Origin of the sequence: Phenylobacterium koreense (assembly GCF_040545335.1) — a bacterium.
GTDB lineage: Bacteria > Pseudomonadota > Alphaproteobacteria > Caulobacterales > Caulobacteraceae > Phenylobacterium > Phenylobacterium koreense.
The window spans coordinates 483,484-501,884 of record NZ_JBEPLU010000001.1; the positions used below are offsets into that span (position 1 = coordinate 483,484).

An 18,401-nucleotide genomic window follows, 5' to 3' on the forward strand; every position below is an offset into this window, starting at 1 on the left:
CGTCCGTGAAGGAGCCTCGGCCGCGTCGGCGGCCGGGAATGCAGAAAGCGGGTGGGCGCAGGCGGCGTCAGGCTTTCAAGGGTCGGGAAGGCTCCATACGGGTCGCAGATGCGATCGACGCGTTCTACATAGACCCATCAGCCGCGGGACCCCACCATGCAGACGCCACGCCTTATCTATTTCGCCGATCCGATGTGCTCGTGGTGCTACGGCTTCTCGCCGGTGATCGCGCAGATCCGGCAGACCTTCGGCCGCGCCTTGCCGATCGAGGTGGTGATGGGCGGCCTGCGCCCCGGCAACGACAAGCCGACGACCGAGCAGGCCAAGACCGAACTGAAGATCCACTGGGAGCACGTGCACGAGGCGACGGGCCTGCCCTTCGACGACGCCGTGCTCGACCGGCCGGGCTTCCTCTATGACACCGACCCGGCCGCGCGGGCCGTGGTGCGGGTGCGGCGAGAGGACGGCGAGAAGGCGGTGAATTACCTGCGCCGGCTGCAGCAGGCCTTCTACGCGCAGAACCAGGACATCACGAAGGCCGAGACGCTGGCCAACCTGGCCGCCGAGTTCGGCGTCGACCGCGACGCCTTCCTGGCCGATTTCGAGACCGACGACCTGAAGCACGAGACCTGGAACGACTACGCCATCGCCCAGCGCGCCGGCGTCACCGGCTTTCCGACCCTGGTCGGCGGGCCGAACGAGGAAGGGGCCTATGGCGTGGTGACCCGTGGCTTCGCCCCCGCGCCACCGGTGCTGCAGGTGCTGCACCAGTGGCTGGGAACCGAGCCGGAGCCGGCTATTCGAGGGTGAAGCCGACCTTCAGCAGCACCTGGTAGTGAGCAACCTTTCCGTCCTCCACATGCCCGCGGAGTTGCTGGACCTCGAACCAGCGGATGTTGCGCAAGGTGGAGTTGGCGCGTGCGATGGCGGCCTGGATAGCCTCTTCCACGCTGGTCGCCGACGAACCGGCGAGTTCGACGACCTTGTAGACGTTGTCCTCCGACATGATTGTCTCCCTTGTTGATCAAGGGAGACAACGAAGGCTTGCGCAGGGTGGTTGCTCTTCAAGCCGGGACCAGGTCGAGGAAGCCGGTGACGCTTTTCAGGCGGCCGTCCTCGACGCGGACATAGTCGGTTCCCTTGATCGGCGGCTGCTGGCCCTCGGGACCGAGGCCCCAGGAGAAGCGGACGTGCTCCCCATGGCCGTCAGGCTGGCCGATCAGGGCGAAGCGAAAGCCCGGGAAGCGTTCCTGGACGCCGCCGATCAGGGCCGCCAGACCTTCGTGACCTTCGACGGCTGCGAGCGGGTCGACATAGACGGCGTCGGCGGTCCAGGTGTCGGCGATGATGTTGTGACGGGCCGCAGGATCGGTCTCGTTCCAGGCGGCGATGTAGATCTCGGCGATTTCGGCGGCGTTGGTCATGGCGTGGCTCCTTGTCTTGGATGAGCCGACCATGCGCCGGGCGGGGACGCGTCGCGATTACCCCGCAGGTAACGGCGCGGCAGCCTTGCCGAGCGGCGAAGGCGCGCCCTAGCGTCTGCGCAAACCAGGGAGCCTGCCATGATGAACAGCCATCTGCGCACGATCGAGTACCACCGGAACGGCGAGGCGCTGGACGGAGCGTTGGTGTTGCCGGAGGGCGCCAAGGTTCCCCTGCCCGGCGTGCTGGTCTTCCACGGCTGGGAGGGCCGTTCGGAGGGGCAGGAAGCGTTCGCCCATCGACTTGCCGGGCTCGGCTATGGAGCGTTCTGCGTGGACCTCTACGGCAAGGGGAAGCGCGGCTCGACCCCGCAGGAATGCGAGGCGCTGATGACGCCGCTGTTCCAGGACCGGGCGGAGCTTCGCGAGCGGCTGCTGCACGTAGCGCAGGTGGTCGGCGAACTGCCTGAGTTGGACGCGGGGCGGCTGGCCGCCATCGGCTTCTGCTTCGGCGGGCTTTGCGTGCTGGACCTGGCGCGGGCGGGCGCTCCCTTGCGGGGCGTGGCGAGCTTTCATGGCCTCTTCACCCCGCCCGGCCTGCCGACAGCCTCGCCGATGGCGGCGAAGGTCATGGCCTTTCACGGCTGGGACGACCCGATGGTCCCGCCGGCCGATGTCGTGGCCTTGGGCCAGGAACTGACCCAGGCCGGCGCGGACTGGCAGATCCACGCCTTCGGCGGCGCCAAGCACGCCTTCATGAATCCGGGCGCGAACGCGCCGGAAATGGGCCTGGAATATAACGAGCGCGTCGCCCATCGGGCATGGACGGGCCTTGCCGGCTTCCTGGGCGAGGTCCTGGCGTGATCAAGCTGACCTTCGCCCTCGTGCGGGCGCCGCACCTGACCCGCGAGCAGTTCCAGGACTACTGGCGCAACACCCACGGCCCCCTGGTGGCCAGCGTGCGCGAGACGCTGCGCATCCGACGCTATGTGCAGTTGCACAGCTTGCCGGCCGAGATTTCCGCCCAACTCCAGGCTGTTCGCGGCGGGCCGGAAGGGTTCGACGGGGTGGCTCAGCTCTGGTGGGACAGCTTCGAAGACATGGCCGGCGCCGACAGCGAGGCGGCGCGGGCGGCCGGAGCCCTGCTGCTGGAGGACGAGAAGCGCTTCATCGACCTGGCCCGCTCGCCGCTCTGGTGGGGCGAGGAGCACGTGATTTTCCAATAAGAAAGGGGCGCTGCCGACGAAGATCGGCAGCGCCCCTTCTTTGGCCTGTCCCCAACAGGCGGACCTTGTCGCCATCCGGGCGCCAGGTCAGAAACCATGGCGCCTTTATGACGGACGTGGCGAGTCCTTCCAATCAACATTCTTGTCGCAGTTGTCCGCAGCGACCGCGTACCACCACGAAATACCGCGAGCGTGGCGCCGAGGACGCCCTACCTGAAGTGGAGCGACGAGGATCTACGCGGTTCAGTCGCGCGCCTTCGGGCGCAGGCCGAAACCGCCTTCGCCATGGCCGCCGAGGCTGCTCCACTTGGCCTCCTCGGCCTTGTGGAAGTACTGCGAGGCGACCAGCCAGGCCTTGACCGGCCGCAGGGTCCCGAGACAGCCGATGATCAGGGCCGGGAAGACGGTCACCGCGTGCACCCAGATCGGCGGGTGGAAGGCGATCTCGACCCAGGTGAAGACCGCGATCACCACGATGCCGACGCCGCTCATCACGAAGAAGGCGGGGCCGTCGGCCGGGTCGGCGAAGCTGTAGTCGAGGCCGCAGACGTCGCAGCGCTCAGCGACGGTCAGGAAGCCGCTGAACAGCCGCCCTTCCCCGCAGCGCGGACAGCGGCAACGCAGGCCAGAGACGATCGGCGGAGGAGGATTGTAGATATTGTCCGACATGGGAGCCATACAATCTGAGTTGATAGTCATACAATCTGCATTTAATGTATGGACACGTAGAGGGATTGGCAAGCCATGTCTCCGAAATCAAGGGCAAGCTGGCTGCGGCGCGTGGAGCGTGGCGGGCCGATCTATCTCTCGATCCTGCACGCGCTCGAGCAGGCGATCGCCGAGGGTGAACTGCAACCGGGCGAGCAGCTTCCGACCCAGCGGGCGATCGCCGCGGAACTGGGCATCGACCTGACGACTGTCACCCGCGCCTATGCGGCGGCCACGGCGCAGGGGCTGATCGCCGGCGCGGTGGGCCGCGGCACCTTCGTCACCGGCCGCACCTCCGACGACGAGGTCGGGATGGTCGATCTCTCCATGAACCTGCCGCCGCCGCCGAAGGGGCTTTCGCTCGGGCGGCTGCTGAAGGAGACCAGCCAGGCGATCCTGGAGCGCACCGACGCCCAGACACTGATGGCCTATCACCCGCCCGGCGGGTCGCTGGCCCAGAGGACCGCGGGGCTTTCCTGGCTGGCGCCTTGCCTGGGGCCGGTGGCGGCCGAGCGCCTGCTGGTCGCACCCGGGGCGCAGGCGGCGCTGACCACGATCCTTGGACTGCTGGCAGGGCCCGGCGACTGCGTGATCGTGGAGCCGCTGACCTATCCCGGCGTGCGGGCCACGGCGGCGCATCTGGGCTTGCGGCTGATCCCCTGCCCGGTCGACGAGGACGGCGTGACGCCGGAGGCGCTGGAGGCGCTGTGCGCCGAGCACGCGCCAAAGGCGATCTATCTGATCCCGACCCTGCACAACCCGACGACGCGGACCATGAGCCTCGCGCGGCGCGAGGCGGTCATCGCTGCGGCCCGCAAGACCGCGACGCCGATCATCGAGGACGACGCCTATGGCCGACTGCCGCCGACGCCGCAGCCGGCGCTGGCGAGTCTCGCGCCCGATCTCGTCTGGCATGTCGCGACCACCGCCAAGACGCTTTCGCCAGGCCTGCGCATCGCCTTCGTGGTCGCGCCGGATGCGGCGGCCCAGCGCTTCGCCGAGGCCTTAAGGGCGACGGCGCTGATGGTCTCGCCCCTGAGCGCAGGCGTCCTGACCGCCTGGATCCGCGAAGGGACGGCCGAGCGCATCCTGGAGGGCGTGCGGACCGAAAGCGCCGAGCGACAGGCCCTGGCGCGCGAGATCCTGCCGCACGCCAAGGGCGGCCCGGGGGGCGTGCACCTCTGGCTGGACCTGCCGGCGCACTGGCCGGGCGAGCGGCTGCGGCAGACGGCCCAGACCCGGGGGCTTTCGCTGGTGACGGCCGAGGCCTTCGCCGTAGGGCCGCAGGCGGGCGGCGGCCTGCGCATCTCGCTGGGCGGGCCGGCCCGGCAGACGGTGCTGGCGCAGGCGCTGCGCAGCGTGGCGGCGATCCTCGACAGCGACCCGGCTGGCGTCGGCCGGCTGGTGGTCTAGGCGGGCGTCGGCGGCGGGGCGGCGTCCAGGTCGCCGGGCTCGGCGTGGCGTTCGCCCAGCACGACGGCGAAGCTGCCGGCGATGATCAGAAGGCCGCCCAGGGCCAGGGCCCAGGTCAGATGGTCGCCGAAGAAGGCCACCCCGAGCGCCGCGCCCATCAGGGGCTCGATATTGATGAACACCCCGGCGCTGGCGGCGCCGACGCGGCTGGAGCCGAACTGCCAGGCGGCGGTGGCCAGCAAGGTCGAGAGCACGCCCTGCCCGATCACCCCGGCCCAGGCGGCGGGGCTGAGGTCCAGTCTCGGCGCGCCGTGCATGACGAAGGCCAGGGGCAGGATGGTGACGGCGGCGATCACGATGCTGACCGCGGTGACGCCGAGGGGGGTCGGCGAATCCGGCGCGCGGCGCAGGACCAACAGCCAAGCCAGGAAGATCAGCAGGGCCGCCAGCGAGAGGGCGACGCCCAGGGGCGAGCCTGCGCCCTCGGGCTTGCCGGCGATCAGCGCCGCGCCGGCCGTGGCCGCGGCGACGCCCGCCCAGGAGGCGGCGGTGACCTTCTCGCCGAGGAAACGCGCTGAGATGGCGATCAGCGCCGGCATGACGCCGACCAGCAGCGCGGCCAGGGTGACGCTGACCCGCGCCAGGCCCTCGAACTGCACGAGGAAGGCGACGCCGTAGAGGACGCCGGCGGCGATCACCGGCGGCGACCGAAAGAGCGCGCGGACCTCCGGGCGGCGCAGGGCGAAGGGCGCGGCGGCCAAGGCCGCGACCAGGAAGCGGAGCAGGACGACGTGCGCGGCCTGCGTTTCCTGCAGGGCGACCTTGCCCAGGGGGAAGCCGAGTCCCCAGAAAACCCCGGCCAGGGTGAGCGCAAGAAAGGCGAGCCGTCTCATGACCGCCCCTTTGCCCTATTCGCCCGGGCGAGGATAGGCGGCTAAGGCGCGGCCCAGGCCTCGGCGACCGCCAGCATCTGGGCCCCGCCTTCCAGGCCGAGCTTCTGGCACAGGAGGGCCGTGGAGACGCGCTCGATGAAGCCCCACTGCCAGATCGGCTCGGGCGGCACGCCGGTCAGGGTCGAAAGCAGCTCAGCCCGCTCGCGCCCGAGCGCCAGCGGATCGCCGGCCAGCAGTTCGGTGGTCCACTCACGCATGGGGATACCGAGATCATAGGCCGGCTCGATAAGGAGGCCGTCGGGATCGACCAGCTTGAACCGGCCATCCGCAGCCTGCAGGGTGTTCCAGCCGTGGGCGTCACCGTGGGCCAGCAGGGCCTGGGCAGGATCGAAGGCCGCCTCGCGCTGGCGGGCGTAACCGAGCGCCGTCTCCACGACGCGGCCCGAACAGGGACGGTCCAGCTCGTTCCAGGTGGCGCTGATGAACTCCGCCAGGGCGCGGGCCTTCTCCGCGCCATTGGTCAGCCCTTCGGGCGGTGGCGCGGTCCAGGCCTCGCGCAGGGTGGCGCAGAGGGCGGCGAGCTGGTCGGACAGGGGCCAGCCGGTCTGGACGAGCTGGCCACCTAGACGCTCCAGCAGCAGCGCACCCACGGCGGCATCGTGACGGTGGACGAGGACATAGCCCCGCCCCTGCGCGGCCAGCAGGGTGCGCAGCTCGTCCCCTGCCGGGTCGGCGCCCGGAGGCGAAAGCTTGAGGACGACCGGCTGGCCGCCGGCCATCCATGCCTCAAGGACCAAAGCCTCGGTCCCGCCGCCGAGCACGCTGCCGAGGGAAAGCTCCCAGCGCGCGGCCAGGCGATCGGCCAGGGCCGGCAGGGAGGCCAGCCAGCGGAGCCCCGCCTCCCCGGCCGCGGTGGCCCGCAGCCTTACGGGTTCGGGAATTTCCATAGCGTCAGCCTAGAGCGCCGGCTTCAGGCGGGAAAGTTCAGATAGCCCCGCTCGACCATGCGGCGCAGGCCCTCATAGGCCTCGGCCAGTTCCTCGTAGGTCATGCGCAGCCGCGCCAGCTTGTCGGTCTGGTCGGCGTTCAGCGGCTGCGGCGTCTGGGTGAGCGCCAGGGCCTCGGCGGCCCACTGGGCGCGGGCCAGGGCGGCAGCTACGGCCAGTTTCTGGAACTTGGCGGCGTCCGCATGGCCCAGCACCTGGCCGATCACCTCGCGGTTGGAGGCGTAGGCGGTGTAGTCGATCTGTTCGATGTGGCCGCGCAGGCGCCGCTGGGCCTGAGGGTCGAGCCCGGTCTCCGGCTCGAAGTGATCGTTCGTCCGCCGCACGCTGGCCGTCCGCGTCACCGACATCCCGACCTCCGGTCGAAACACCCCCGTATGGATCGGGAGCGCCCACAGTCTCGCTTGCCGGCGCTTAAGAGCCGGTTGACGACGAGAACGGGGTTACCGGGATCAAGCTGCGAGTTGAACGCGCCAGCGCTCGTCCCGCGGGGACGGGCGCCGGTGGAGGCGCCGATCGAGCAGCGTCCGCGCCCTGGCGGTCTCGCCGCTGCGCATCAGGGCGACGAGCAGCGTATCCTCAATGACCTCGCGCTGTGCTCCGCTGCCCCCGATCCGCGCCACGTCCGCGGCGGCGGGTCCGAGCAGTCGGACGCACTCGGCGAAGTCCTCGGTGGCGAAGGCGAGCGCGGCGCGGCAGATGGCTGGCGCCACCGGCCCGGCGGCCAGCGCATTCCCGTCGACCATGGCGTCCAGGGCGGCGATGCGTCTATCCAAGGCGTCCCGATCGCCGGTCGCCGCCTCGACAAGGCTCATATGGGCGTCGACGAAGGGATGCCCCGCCTCCGGGTAAGCCGCGCGGGCATAGTCGGCGAGCTCCCGCCAGAGATCGGCCGGGGCGCCGTGGCCGTAAGCGTCCAGCCGCCAGAGCAGGGAAGCCCCGTCGCTGACCACATTGATGGGCAGGCCCAGAGAGACGGAGGGCCGCACCTTGTCCTCATAGATGGCGAGGGCGTTCGCCACGTCGCCCCGGTCCAGGGCGGTGATTGCGGCATGCCAAGCGATGTGGCCATGCAACAGGCCGCTGCGGTCGTAGCTGGGCAGCCAGCCTTCTATCAGGGCGTCGGAATCGGCGCCGGCGCCGCCCTCGAACATCGCGTGGACCAGGGCGTGGACGCCGTTGGCGTTCTCCCGGCGCAGCTCAAACGACCTCTCCAGCATTGCGCGGCCACGGGCCACTTCGCCGTTTTCGGCCAGCGCCCAGCCGCGGGAGGCCAGGAACCACCAGTCGTCCGACGCGAACCGGTCCGCGTGGCGCTCGCACAGATCGACCCGCGCCTGGTCGTGGTCGGCCATGCCAGAGAAGGCGAAGAGACCGAACGCCCCCAGCGGCAGCGACAGGATCAAGACGTCCTGAGGCCACAGCCCGGCGTGCTCGAGCGCGCGGTCCAGCGCCTCGGGCGAGCGTCCGCCGATGGCGAGGGCCAGGACATCGACATGGCTTTGCTCGCGCTCGTCGCCACGGCGCGCGGCAAGGCCCCTAGCGGCTTTGATCTCCTTCCGCGCCTCGGCGGAACGGCCGTGACCCGCGTACAGCCGAGCGCGAGCGGCGTGGGCCAGGGCGAACTCCGGGTCGGCGTCGATCGCGGCGCTCAGGCGCTCGGCCGCCCCCGGCCAGGCCGAGAGCATCAGGTCTACGCCTTCGCGATACAGCGCGGCCGCGCGGCCAGACGTGGTGGAAAGCGGCAGATCGTATTTGTCCACGTTCACGGCGCGGCCCCTCGGTGTTCTCTTCGACGGCGACCCTACTGGTTTCGTTCATGGCCGTATTTCGACTACAGGACAGATTATGTCGATTATCGGCCAGCCTATATGACCGCGCGCTGGACCTCGGTGCAGGCCCCGCCGGACGCACCGCCCCCCGCGCCGACAACGGTCCGCGTGCAGAGCCTGCCTGCCCGCAGCCATTTTCCCGAACATGCCCACGGCTGGGCGCAGATGGTCTACGCCACATCTGGCGTTCTGACGGTCGCTATCGAGGGCGCCTCGTTCGTGATTTCGCCGGAGCAGGCGGTGTGGTTGCCGCCCGGCGTGCCCCATCGCGTCGGTTCACTCCATGGCGCCGAGTTCAGAAGCCTCTGGATCGCGTCGGAAGTTGCGCGGCCCCTGCCCGGCAGTCCGACCGTGATCCGGGTCTCGCCACTGCTGCGGGCGCTGATCATCGAGGCCGCCAGCCTCAGCGCAGAGGACCTGGACGCCGGATATTCGGGCCGCGTAACCCGGTTGATCCTGGACCAGCTTCGCCGGGCCGAACCGATCGCGGCAGCCCTCCCCTGGCCTAAGGGCGGCGCCCTGGGCCGACTCTGCGAGGCCCTCTATGACGATCCCGCCGACACCCGGTCTGCTGGCGACTGGGGGCGGGAACTGGGGATGTCGCCAAGGACCCTGAGCCGGCGGTTCGAAGCCGAGGTCGGCGTCAGCCTGCGGTCGTGGCGCCGGCGCATGCGCCTGTTCAAGGCCATCGAGATGCTCGGCGGGGGCCTGGATGTCACCCGGACGGCCCTGGACCTCGGCTATGGATCGCCTTCGGCGTTCATCCACGCCTTCCGAACCGAAATGGGAGACGCCCCGCAAGCGTATTTGCGACGGACCAGCCGAGCCTAGCCTTACAGCGCGGCGCGCCCGCGGTGATCGCGCTTGACGATTCTATATTTCTCGAAATATAGAAAGAAAATCGAATTGCGCGGCGAGGAAACCATGAAGCGCCTTCACCTGCACGTCACCGTGCCCGACCTTCACCAGTCCATCCAATTCTACGAGACGCTCTTCGGCGCCGCCCCGAGCGTGGTGAAAGACGACTACGCCAAGTGGATGCTCGAGGATCCGAAAGTGAATTTCGCGATCTCCGCCCGCGACCGGACGCCGGGCCTCGACCACGTCGGCATCCAGGTCGATTCGACCGCCGAGTTGGGCGAGCTGTCAGGTCGGTTGAAGGCGGCCGGAGCCCAGACCTTCGACGAGGAAGCGACGACCTGCTGCTACGCCAAGTCCGACAAGAGCTGGGTGAGCGATCCTTCGGGACTGCGCTGGGAGACGTTCTTCACCTTCGGCGAAGCGACGACCTACGGCGAAGACCCCGCCCAGGCGGCCCTGGAGGCGGCGACCGGCGCCTGCTGCGGCCCGACGACGCCGGCGACGCCGGCGTGCTGCTCGTGATCGAGGCTCCTCTCGCTATCGACGCCCTCAGCGCCCTGGCTCACGCCGGGCGCCTCGAGGCGTTCCGCCTGCTGGTGAAGGCGGGGCCGGAGGGCCTGGCGGCCGGCGAACTGGCGCGGCTGACGGGGTCCAAGCCCAACACGCTCTCGACCAACCTCAACATACTCTCGACAGCGGGTCTGGTGAGTTCACGTCGCGACGGCCGCTCGATCATCTACACGGCCGGCTACGACCGGATGCGTGAGCTGCTCGCCTTCCTGATGGAGGACTGCTGCGGCGGCTCCCCCGAAATCTGCGCGCCCTTGGCGGCGGTCGTCAGCAAGCGCTGCGCGGCCGAAGGCGCCCGCGCCTAGAGTCGAGACCATGCCCAAGAAGACCTACACCGTTCTCTTCCTCTGCACCGGCAACTCCGCCCGATCCATCCTGGCGGAAGCCATCCTGAACAAGCAGGGCGGCGGGCGTTTCAAGGCGTATTCGGCCGGCTCCATGCCGACTGGCCGCGTGAATCCGCACGCTGTTCCCCTCGTCCAGGCGCTCGGGTTCGAACCAGCCGACTTCCGCTCGAAGTCCTGGGACGAATTCGCCACCCCGGACGCGCCCGAGCTCGATTTCATCTTCACCGTTTGCGACAACGCCGCAGGCGAGGTGTGCCCCATCTGGCCGGGCAAGCCGATGACAGCCCATTGGGGCATTCCGGACCCCGCCGCCGTCGAGGGGACCGACGCCGAGAAGGCCGCGGCCTTCGCCGAGGCCACACGGCAGCTCGGCAACCGCATCCGCCTGTTCCTGGCGCTGCCGCTTGCGTCCATCGACGCGATGTCGCTGCAAACGAGGCTGGCCGACATCGGACGAACCGCAAGCGAGGCGGCGGCCAACCGATGACCGAGATATCCCCTGCGCCCATGTCGCGCTTCGAGCGCTATCTTACGGTCTGGGTGGCGCTCTGCATCGTCGTCGGGCTGGCGCTCGGACGCCTGCTGCCGGACGTCTTCCAGGCCATCGGCGCCGCCGAGGTCGCGAAGGTCAATCTGCCGGTCGCGATCCTGATCTGGCTGATGATCATCCCGATGCTGATGAAGGTGGACTTCACCGCAATGCGTGCGGTCGGCCGCCATTGGCGCGGCATCGGGGTGACGCTGTTCATCAACTGGGCGGTGAAGCCTTTCTCCATGGCCGCCCTCGCCGCGTTCTTCATCGGCTATCTCTTTCGGCCGCACCTGCCCGCGGGAGAGATCAACAGCTACATCGCCGGCCTGATCCTGCTGGCCGCCGCGCCCTGCACGGCCATGGTGTTCGTGTGGAGCAACCTGACCAGGGGCGAGCCCCACTTCACCCTCAGCCAAGTCGCCGTGAACGATACGATCATGGTCGTGGCCTTCGCACCGATCGTCGGGTTGTTGCTGGGCCTGTCGGCTATCTCCGTCCCCTGGCAGACGCTGATGCTCTCGGTCGGCCTCTACATCATCATGCCGGTGATCCTAGCGCAGATATTCCGGTCCGCGTTGCTGAAGCGCGGCGGCGAGGTCGCGCTTCGCCGGGCGCTGGCGCGGATCGGGCCGATATCGCTCACGGCCCTGCTGGCGACCCTGGTCCTGCTGTTCGGCTTCCAGGGGCAGCAGATCCTCGGCCAGCCGGCGATCATCGCGATGCTGGCGGTTCCGATCCTGATCCAGGTCTACTTAAACGCCGGCCTCGCCTACCTGCTGAACCGGGCGACCGGCGAGGCGCACTGCGTGGCCGGCCCATCGGCCCTGATCGGGGCCAGCAACTTCTTCGAACTGGCGGTGGCCGCCGCCATCAGCCTGTTCGGGTTCTCTTCCGGGGCGGCGCTCGCGACCGTGGTCGGGGTGCTGGTCGAAGTGCCGGTGATGCTCTCGATCGTCGCGATCGTGAACCGGACAAAGGGCTGGTACGAGCGGGGTTCCGTCGTCCGGTAGACCGGTCGAGGCGCCCTCGCACGGAACGAGGGCGCCCCTTGCTCAGGCGACCGCCAGGCGCCGGCGCGCGCGCAGGCTCGCTCCGGCGACGCCGAATCCCAGGATCATCAAGGCCCAGGCGGCAGGCTCGGGCACGACCGACGCCATCGGCACGCCGACACGTCCGATGTTGAAGGCCTCGTCGCCCGTCGCCGCGCCGTTGTTCGTCACGGCCTTGGCGGAAAAGCCGTCCTTCTGCACCGCGCTGTAGATCGAGTGGGCGGTCAGCCCCGCGAACGAGACGTCGGCGAACGGCCCGCCGGCGGCGTTGAACGGGGCGCCTGTCCAGGTGAACACCAGGTTCGGGACCAGCGGATCGTCCGTGTCGCTCGGCGGCGGCAGCAAGGCGGAGGTGAACTCCACCGTCGCCGCGAGATCCGCAGCGTAGATGCCCGAGCTTATGCTGCCGTCCACATAGCCCGCGAAGTCGTAGATGATCAGTTGCGATCCGGGGACAAGGCCCTGGTCGCCTGCAAGCGTGCCGCTGTACGAGAACTCAAAATCCGGCCCAACGGGGGTGACGGTGTCGAGCACCGGTATGATCGCGGCGCTGGCGCCCGAGGAGACGGCGAACGCGGCGCATGTGGCCAACAGCAGCTTCTTCATGGCAGTCCTCCCTATCGGTCCCCCCGACGGTTTGGACGCACGCGAAATAACAACGTTACGTTAACTATGTGACCGGGCCACGGGCCAAATCACAAGTCGCGGAACGAGCCTGAGAATGAGCGGCTTCAGGCGCCGCGGTTGGCAACGGCGACGCGGGAGGCTAATGCGAGCGGATGAGCGACACGCGCCCCACCACGCCGCCCGATCGGCTGTCCGTCAATCCGAGCAGCCCCCATTACGACGCCGAAGCGCTGGAGCGCGGCGTCGGCGTCCGTTTCAAGGGCGTCGAGAAGACCAATGTCGACGAATACTGCGTCAGCGAGGGCTGGGTGCGGCTCAGCGTCGGCAAGACCGTCGACCGCAAGGGCAACGCCATGACGGTCAAGCTGCAGGGCACGGTCGAGCCCTACTTCCAGGACATCAAGGAATAGCGCCCCGCCCCGGCCCTCAGAACCGCAGGCGGCGAGCGTCGGGGTTGGCGTAGTAGAGCATCACCTGGCCGACGATGATGAACAGCGCGCAGCCGGAGAGCAGGAACGGGTCGATATAGATCGCCTCGTTGAAGGCGAACTTGCCGGCGCTGATCTTCTTCCAGCCGTTGAAGTGCTGCGTGGCGGCGACCACCGCGCCAAGGAACCCGATCACGGTCGCCAGATAGCGCCCCGTCCAGCCCAGGCTGACGGGGCTGAGCATGCCGAGGCCCAGGAGGCCGATGACCGACCGCTGCATCCGGCAGTAGGGGCAGACATAGACCACACCGGTCAGATCCATCGCCCAGGCGCCGACGCTGATGAGGATGGCGAGCACGCCGAGGATCTGAATGTGGCGGCGGGTGAAATACATTCGGGCCTCTCAGCGATTCTGGTCTTGCGGCGGGACTGGCGCGCACGGCTTGGGTTATCACAACGGCCAGATGATGACCGAAGCATTGATCGCCGAGAACGGGCATTTCGATGAGTGAACCCCCTCCCCTGGTCCTGCTCCCCGGTCTGCTGTGCGACGACCGGCTATGGCGGGAACAGGTCGCCGGATTGCGGGACGTGGCCGAGGGCCTGGTGGCGGACCTCACGCTCGACGAGAGCGTCGAGGCGATGGCCGCCCGGGTGCTCGCCCAGGCGCCCGAGCGCTTCGCCCTGGCGGCGCTGTCGATGGGCGGCTACGTGGCGTTCGAGATCCTGCGCCAGGCGCCCGACCGCGTGACGCGGGCAGCGCTGATGGCGACCAGCGCCGCGCCCGACAGCCCGAGCCGCGCCGCCGAGCGCCGGGCGGCGATGAAGGCGATGAAGTTCGGACGCTTCCTTGGCGTGACCGACCGCATGCTGCCGCAACTGATCCATCCGGACCACGTCGGCGGCGAGATCGGGCGCGAGGTCATGGAAATGGCCGGGCGCGTAGGGGCCGAGGCCTTCCTGCGGCAGCTGACGGCCATACTGGGGCGGCCGGATTCGCGGCCGCTGCTGGCGAATATTCGGATTCCGACCCTGGTGGCGGTGGGAGACGACGACCGGCTGACCCCGCTCGCGGAAGCGCGCGAGATCCACGAGGGCGTCGCCGGATCGCGGCTGCACGTGTTCGAACGCTGCGGCCATCTTCCGCCGATGGAAGCGCCGCAGGAAACGACAGCGGTGCTGCGGGACTGGCTGCTGGATTAGAAGCCCGGGATGACTTCTCCCTCCCCATGAAGAGGAGGGATACTGGACACTCCCGCTTCTAGCCTAGCCGCAGGCGAGCCTGGCGGGCGGGCTTTCGGGACGGAGCGGGCTCGCGATGGGCTCGGCGCGCCATCATTTGCTGCAGCCAGAGGACCCAACCGAAGGGAACTTCCTTATGCAACCTGTGCAGTTCTTCCATGGCGTCACCTCAAGAAATCGCTGTCTTGGGGCGGAAGATCGGGCGAACGCCGGTCGATGACAAACGCGTGCTCCTGCTATATGCATTAGGAAGACTTATGGCAGACATCCTCGCTTCCATACCCCTCAGCGCGATCCGCGTATTCGAGGCCGCCGCCCGGCTGGGCAGCTTCACCCGGGCGGCGGAGGAGCTTGGAATCACCCAGGCGGCGGTGAGCTGGCAGGTGAAGGCGCTGGAGCGGCGGCTCGACCAGCCGCTGTTCCTGCGCAGGCCGCGGGAGGTGACGCTGACGCCAGCCGGCGAACGGCTGGCCCGGGCGGCCAGCGAGGCGATGACGGCGCTGCGCAGCGCCCTCTCGGACCTGAGCGAGACCGGCGAGGGCGTTCTGGCGATCACCACCATGCACACGGTCGCCAACCAGTGGCTGGCGCCGCGGATCGGGGGCTTCCAGATCTCGCATCCGAAGATCGCGGTCCGACTGGACACCTCGAACGCGCTGATCGATCTGGCGCGGGAGAACGTCGACGTGGCGATCCGCAGCGGCGGCGGCCAGTGGCCGGGGCTTGCGGCGCACTATCTGTTCCCGACCGTCCAGACGCCGCTGTGCACGCCCGAACTGCTGGAGAGCCTGGGCGGCCTGGCGCGCGCCGAGGACCTGGTCGACGCGCCGCGCATCGGCGCGCCACAGGAGTGGGCGGTATGGTTCGCCGCGGCCGGGGTCGGCCCCTCCGACGGTGCGGCCGCCGCGCCGCGCCTGGCGGGAGACACCCAGACCCTGGAGATCGCCTCGGCGTTGGGCGGCCAGGGCCTGGCGCTGGCCAATCCGATCCTGTTTTCCAGCGAACTGAGGTCAGGACGGCTGGTGATGCCGTCGCCGGTCTATGCGCACTATGGGTCGGGCTATTGGCTCGCCTACCCATCCGACCGCCGGCGGGCGCCCAAGATCAGGGCGTTTCGGGACTGGCTTTTGGCCTGCATAGCGGACGACCCGATGATCCGGGCCTATCCACCACGCGAGGCGTAGCAGGCGTCAGGACGCGACGCAGGTCGAGAGGTTCACCGGGCCGGTGGGCAGGCGTCTCCACTCGCCGCTGACCTTCTGGAACTCCGCGACCGCGGTCGCCGGGCGGTATTCGGAACGGGCCGCGTCCCAGCCTTCCCAGCCCATGGCGACCGCCACCTTGGCCTCCATGCCCTTGGCGGCTTCCGCAGGCGCGACTTCGCGCTCGCCCTTGCAGGCCACTTCGAAGGCGCGGCACTGCTCGCCCTCCGCCTTGCCCTTGCACTGGTCGTCGCCGGCCTTGATCTCGCCGTGCCAGGTGCGGATCGCAGTGTCGAGCCCGGCGTACTTGTCGCCCCCTTGAGCCTTCTGGCTCGCGCCCTCGCCGCAGGCGGTCAGTCCAAGAGCGGCCACCGCGAGGATCGCCATGGGTAGTCTGGTCACACTTTACTCCAACAGGCCTCGTCCCAAGAAAGCAGGACGCCTGACCAACGCTAAAGACCGGGAAGATGGCGCGGGCATGACACGAGCTTACTTTTCCCCCCTGACGGCGCCATTCAGCCTGCATTCAGCTCCATTTTGAGACAGTGCCGCCTGTAGCCGACCGTCCGCGGATCCTGGAATCCCGGCCCCGGTCGGAAGGAGGTTAGTATGAAGAAGTTGCTGATCAGCGCGATGGCCGGAGTGGTCGCAGCAGGTTCGCTCGCCGCCGTGGCGACGAGCGCTGAAGCTCAGCCTTACCGTTACCGGCATCATCGCGACAACAACGATGCGGCCGCAGCCGCTGTGGTCGGCGGCGTATTGGGCCTTGCGCTAGGCGCGGCCATCGCCGGTTCGAACAAGGACCGCCGCTACTACGACAACGGCTACTACAACAACGGCTATTACAACGGGTACTACAACAACGGCTACTACGGCCGCAGCGGCTATGACCGTGGATATTATGGCCGTTCCTACTACGGCCGCCCGGCCTATGCCTATGGCTACAGTTATGGACCGCCGCGGATGTGCGTCACCCGGGACCGGGTCTATGACCCCTATATCGGCCGCCGCGTGACCGTGCAGCGCAGCTATCCCTGCTGATAGCGGCTATTCCTTCGCGCCGGCGGCCAAGGCGTCGCGGACGACGGCCTGGAAGTCGAACACCGACATCTTCTGGCCGGAGACGCGGGTAGGCTTGCCGGCGCAGACCTGCTGCAGCAGGTCGAAACGCTCGTCCCCGGGATTTACCTCCTGCCACGGGTCGGGCGTCTCGACTGCCCGCAGGGTGCGGCCATCGGCCGAGACGAACCGGCGGGCGAGGTCGCGGGTGCGCCCCATACCGCAGCCGAACTCGCGATAGGTGGCGACCATGGTCGCGCCGTCCATCGGATGGGCGACGATCAGATAGATCCAGGCGCGCGCATCGACCCCGTCCCGGCTCACACTGCCGACATCGTAGACGAGGGCGCTCTGGCCCTTCTTGAAGCTCACCGCATCGAACGGCGCGGCGTGGGCGCATGATGCGCCCAGGGCGAAGGCTCCGAGAGCCCCGGCGGCGATTCTGAACAGCATCCACAGCCCTCCGAGCGAGCGTGGTCCCTCGTGACGGCGCCTGCGCCGTACACGGCCGGGACAGTTAACTTTCCAGCGGCTCGGAAAGTTCACGATCGGCGCCAATGGGTGCGCGTTTTGTCGCAGGGCGCCGGGACGGCGACGCTCGCTACAGCTTGGATCGAGGGACCTATCTTCGAAGACGGACGCTGATGCCGCGCGCCTCCCTTTTGCCTGCCCTATTGCTTGCCTCCATCGTGGCCGCGCCCTGCGCCGCGCGGGCCGATCGCCTGGAGGCCGACGTCCTGGCCGAGCTCAACTACGCTCGCGCCCAACCGCAGCGATACGCCGAGGAACTGGCGCAGGCGCTGGACACCGGGCGCAGCGCCTTCCGCACGCTTCCTGACGAGGATCCGCAGGTGGTGGAGGAAGCGATCGACTTCCTGATGGGCCAGGCTCCCCTGCCCGAGCTCCGCACGCACCAAGGCCTGACGGCCGCCGCCGCGGCCCATGTGCGATCGCAGGCGCGGCGGGGAGAAGGGCACGGGCCGGTGGCGCTGTCGGCGCGCCTGCAGCGCCAGGGAGTCTTCGCCGGGCTGTCGGGCGAGAACATCTCCTACGGCTATCGCACGCCGCGGGACGTCGTGCTGCAACTGATCATCGACAGTCGCGTGCCCGGCCGGGGCCACCGCAAGACGATCTTCGGGCGGAGCTGGCAGGCGGCGGGCGTGGCCTGCGGCCCCCATCCGGCCTATGGCGCCATGTGCGTAATCGACTTCGCCGGCGCGATCGTCGAACGGTGAGAACGAAAAACGCCGCCGACGGCTGTCGGCGGCGCTATCGAGAGTCTTCTGACCTCGATCAGGCGAGCGCGAGCGCGGCCTTCTGGCGACGGCTGCGGATGGCCGAGCCGGCGAGGCCGAAGCCAGCGATCAGCATCGCCCAGGTGGCCGGTTCCGGCACCGCCGACGACAGCGTCGCGATGTTGTCGAACTCGAAGGAGTTCTGCGACGAGGAGAACAGCACCGAGGTGACCGACTTTTCGAACTGATAGGTCATCCGGCGGCCGATCGACTGGTCGCCGTTGAAGGCGCCAGCGGCCAGCTCGATACCGGTGAGGGTGTCGAAGCTGCCGTCCGAGTAGTTGAAGCGGATCGAGTTGTAGTTATCCGGCGAGCCCATGAAGAAGCTGAGGGCGGCGATGCCGGGGGTGGTCAGCAGCATTTCGCCGCCACCGAGAACCGCAGCATAGAAGCCGGTGGCGCCCGGAGGCGGAGCGGCGTCCGAAGACGAACCGGCGGCGACGGCGCGAGGACCGGAACCGGCGGTGAAGCTGACGCCGTAGCCGGCCCCCTCGACACCATCGAAATCCCAGACCATCTGCTGACCGGCGGGCAGGCCCGCGTCGGTCGAAGTGAAAGTCACGTTAACAGCGGCTTGAGCCGAACCGCCAGCGGTGGCGGCGAGCGCGGCCACGGCGGCGAAAGCGGCCGCCTTCAATGCGATCTTCATAAAGCTTACCCCTACCTATTGAACGCTCGGCGCCAGTACGCGC

The 18,401-nt window shown here is 68.8% G+C and carries 26 protein-coding genes; 14 read left to right on the top strand and 12 right to left on the bottom strand.

Annotated features, from left to right (window positions below):
• Positions 1-156 precede the first annotated feature (156 nt).
• Positions 157-810, top strand: a complete 654-nt coding sequence (locus ABID41_RS02360; protein ID WP_331932352.1) for a DsbA family protein — start codon at positions 157-159, stop codon at positions 808-810.
• Here the strand turns inward: ABID41_RS02360 and ABID41_RS02365 are convergent.
• Together ABID41_RS02365 and ABID41_RS02370 are read right to left on the bottom strand one after the other, a co-directional pair.
• A complete protein-coding gene (locus ABID41_RS02365) occupies positions 797-1,006 on the bottom strand; it encodes a dodecin (protein WP_331932351.1) in 210 nt (69 codons plus the stop codon). The genes ABID41_RS02360 and ABID41_RS02365 overlap by 14 nt on opposite strands.
• Positions 1,007-1,064: 58 nt before the next feature.
• Positions 1,065-1,424 carry a nuclear transport factor 2 family protein gene (locus ABID41_RS02370; protein ID WP_331932350.1) on the bottom strand — a complete coding sequence of 120 codons (360 nt, stop codon included), beginning with the start codon at positions 1,422-1,424 and terminating at the stop codon, positions 1,065-1,067.
• 138 nt (positions 1,425-1,562) lie between these two features.
• On the opposite strand from ABID41_RS02370, the gene ABID41_RS02375 reads away from it, so the two are divergent.
• The gene (locus ABID41_RS02375; protein WP_331932349.1) at positions 1,563-2,285 is read left to right on the top strand and encodes a dienelactone hydrolase family protein; all 723 of its coding nucleotides are present in this window, start codon (positions 1,563-1,565) and stop codon (positions 2,283-2,285) included.
• Complete coding sequence (locus tag ABID41_RS02380; RefSeq protein WP_331932348.1) at positions 2,282-2,647, top strand: EthD domain-containing protein; 366 nt, start codon at positions 2,282-2,284, stop codon at positions 2,645-2,647. Before ABID41_RS02375 ends, ABID41_RS02380 begins: the two co-directional genes overlap by 4 nt.
• Before the next feature lie 243 nt (positions 2,648-2,890).
• Here the strand turns inward: ABID41_RS02380 and ABID41_RS02385 are convergent, their stop codons facing one another.
• Positions 2,891-3,316 carry a DUF983 domain-containing protein gene (locus ABID41_RS02385; protein WP_331932347.1) on the bottom strand — a complete coding sequence of 142 codons (426 nt, stop codon included), beginning with the start codon at positions 3,314-3,316 and terminating at the stop codon, positions 2,891-2,893.
• Between the two features lie 75 nt (positions 3,317-3,391).
• Between ABID41_RS02385 and ABID41_RS02390 the strand changes: the two genes are divergently transcribed.
• Positions 3,392-4,768 (top strand): aminotransferase-like domain-containing protein, encoded by a 1,377-nt coding sequence (locus ABID41_RS02390; protein WP_354297125.1) that lies wholly within the window; start codon positions 3,392-3,394, stop codon positions 4,766-4,768.
• On the opposite strand, the gene ABID41_RS02395 is transcribed toward ABID41_RS02390, so the two are convergent.
• The 4 genes from ABID41_RS02395 to ABID41_RS02410 form a co-directional block, all read right to left on the bottom strand.
• Complete coding sequence (locus ABID41_RS02395; protein ID WP_354297126.1) at positions 4,765-5,661, bottom strand: DMT family transporter; 897 nt, start codon at positions 5,659-5,661, stop codon at positions 4,765-4,767. The genes ABID41_RS02390 and ABID41_RS02395 overlap by 4 nt on opposite strands.
• 41 nt (positions 5,662-5,702) lie before the next feature.
• Positions 5,703-6,608, bottom strand: a complete 906-nt coding sequence (locus tag ABID41_RS02400) for an aminoglycoside phosphotransferase family protein (protein ID WP_331932745.1) — start codon at positions 6,606-6,608, stop codon at positions 5,703-5,705.
• 23 nt (positions 6,609-6,631) lie between these two features.
• The gene (locus ABID41_RS02405; protein ID WP_331932744.1) at positions 6,632-7,015 is read right to left on the bottom strand and encodes a hypothetical protein; all 384 of its coding nucleotides are present in this window, start codon (positions 7,013-7,015) and stop codon (positions 6,632-6,634) included.
• Positions 7,016-7,117: 102 nt separating this feature from the next.
• A complete protein-coding gene (locus ABID41_RS02410) occupies positions 7,118-8,434 on the bottom strand; it encodes a tetratricopeptide repeat protein (protein WP_354297127.1) in 1,317 nt (438 codons plus the stop codon).
• A 102-nt stretch (positions 8,435-8,536) separates the two neighbouring features.
• On the opposite strand from ABID41_RS02410, the gene ABID41_RS02415 reads away from it, so the two are divergent.
• The 5 genes from ABID41_RS02415 to arsB all read left to right on the top strand — a co-directional run bounded on the left by ABID41_RS02415 (position 8,537) and on the right by arsB (position 11,817).
• Positions 8,537-9,328: an AraC family transcriptional regulator gene (locus ABID41_RS02415; protein ID WP_331933032.1), complete on the top strand. Its 792-nt coding sequence runs from the start codon at positions 8,537-8,539 to the stop codon at positions 9,326-9,328.
• A gap of 93 nt (positions 9,329-9,421) precedes the next feature.
• The gene (locus ABID41_RS02420; protein WP_354297128.1) at positions 9,422-9,880 is read left to right on the top strand and encodes an ArsI/CadI family heavy metal resistance metalloenzyme; all 459 of its coding nucleotides are present in this window, start codon (positions 9,422-9,424) and stop codon (positions 9,878-9,880) included.
• Entirely contained in the window at positions 9,880-10,233 is a 354-nt protein-coding gene (locus ABID41_RS02425) for an ArsR/SmtB family transcription factor (RefSeq protein ID WP_331930550.1), read from the top strand. The genes ABID41_RS02420 and ABID41_RS02425 overlap by 1 nt, the downstream gene beginning before the upstream one ends.
• 10 nt (positions 10,234-10,243) lie before the next feature.
• Positions 10,244-10,762: an arsenate reductase ArsC gene (locus tag ABID41_RS02430; protein ID WP_331930546.1), complete on the top strand. Its 519-nt coding sequence runs from the start codon at positions 10,244-10,246 to the stop codon at positions 10,760-10,762.
• Positions 10,763-10,782: 20 nt separating this feature from the next.
• Entirely contained in the window at positions 10,783-11,817 is a 1,035-nt protein-coding gene (gene arsB, locus ABID41_RS02435) for an ACR3 family arsenite efflux transporter (RefSeq protein ID WP_331930548.1), read from the top strand.
• A gap of 42 nt (positions 11,818-11,859) precedes the next feature.
• Here arsB and ABID41_RS02440 read toward each other — a convergent pair whose 3' ends face one another.
• A complete protein-coding gene (locus ABID41_RS02440; protein WP_331930544.1) occupies positions 11,860-12,462 on the bottom strand; it encodes a PEPxxWA-CTERM sorting domain-containing protein in 603 nt (200 codons plus the stop codon).
• 173 nt (positions 12,463-12,635) lie between these two features.
• Here ABID41_RS02440 and ABID41_RS02445 point away from each other — a divergent pair, with 173 nt between their 5' ends.
• Entirely contained in the window at positions 12,636-12,893 is a 258-nt protein-coding gene (locus ABID41_RS02445) for a DUF3297 family protein (protein ID WP_331930542.1), read from the top strand.
• A 16-nt stretch (positions 12,894-12,909) separates the two neighbouring features.
• On the opposite strand, the gene ABID41_RS02450 is transcribed toward ABID41_RS02445, so the two are convergent.
• Positions 12,910-13,305 (bottom strand): hypothetical protein, encoded by a 396-nt coding sequence (locus ABID41_RS02450; RefSeq protein WP_331930540.1) that lies wholly within the window; start codon positions 13,303-13,305, stop codon positions 12,910-12,912.
• 110 nt (positions 13,306-13,415) lie between these two features.
• Between ABID41_RS02450 and ABID41_RS02455 the strand changes: the two genes are divergently transcribed.
• The gene (locus ABID41_RS02455) at positions 13,416-14,114 is read left to right on the top strand and encodes an alpha/beta fold hydrolase (RefSeq protein WP_354297129.1); all 699 of its coding nucleotides are present in this window, start codon (positions 13,416-13,418) and stop codon (positions 14,112-14,114) included.
• A gap of 296 nt (positions 14,115-14,410) precedes the next feature.
• The gene (locus ABID41_RS02460) at positions 14,411-15,337 is read left to right on the top strand and encodes a LysR substrate-binding domain-containing protein (RefSeq protein ID WP_331930126.1); all 927 of its coding nucleotides are present in this window, start codon (positions 14,411-14,413) and stop codon (positions 15,335-15,337) included.
• A gap of 6 nt (positions 15,338-15,343) precedes the next feature.
• On the opposite strand, the gene ABID41_RS02465 is transcribed toward ABID41_RS02460, so the two are convergent.
• On the bottom strand, positions 15,344-15,757 hold the full coding sequence (locus tag ABID41_RS02465) for a hypothetical protein (RefSeq protein WP_331930124.1): 414 nt from the start codon (positions 15,755-15,757) through the stop codon (positions 15,344-15,346).
• Positions 15,758-15,964: 207 nt separating this feature from the next.
• Here ABID41_RS02465 and ABID41_RS02470 point away from each other — a divergent pair, with 207 nt between their 5' ends.
• Complete coding sequence (locus ABID41_RS02470; RefSeq protein ID WP_331930122.1) at positions 15,965-16,396, top strand: hypothetical protein; 432 nt, start codon at positions 15,965-15,967, stop codon at positions 16,394-16,396.
• Between the two features lie 6 nt (positions 16,397-16,402).
• Here the strand turns inward: ABID41_RS02470 and ABID41_RS02475 are convergent, their stop codons facing one another.
• Positions 16,403-16,867, bottom strand: a complete 465-nt coding sequence (locus ABID41_RS02475) for a surface-adhesin E family protein (protein ID WP_331930120.1) — start codon at positions 16,865-16,867, stop codon at positions 16,403-16,405.
• A 191-nt stretch (positions 16,868-17,058) separates the two neighbouring features.
• On the opposite strand from ABID41_RS02475, the gene ABID41_RS02480 reads away from it, so the two are divergent.
• Positions 17,059-17,649, top strand: a complete 591-nt coding sequence (locus tag ABID41_RS02480) for a CAP domain-containing protein (protein ID WP_331930118.1) — start codon at positions 17,059-17,061, stop codon at positions 17,647-17,649.
• 58 nt (positions 17,650-17,707) lie between these two features.
• Here the strand turns inward: ABID41_RS02480 and ABID41_RS02485 are convergent, their stop codons facing one another.
• Positions 17,708-18,358, bottom strand: coding sequence for a PEPxxWA-CTERM sorting domain-containing protein (locus tag ABID41_RS02485; protein WP_331930116.1), 651 nt, complete (start codon positions 18,356-18,358; stop codon positions 17,708-17,710).
• Between the last annotated feature and the right edge of the window lie 43 nt (positions 18,359-18,401).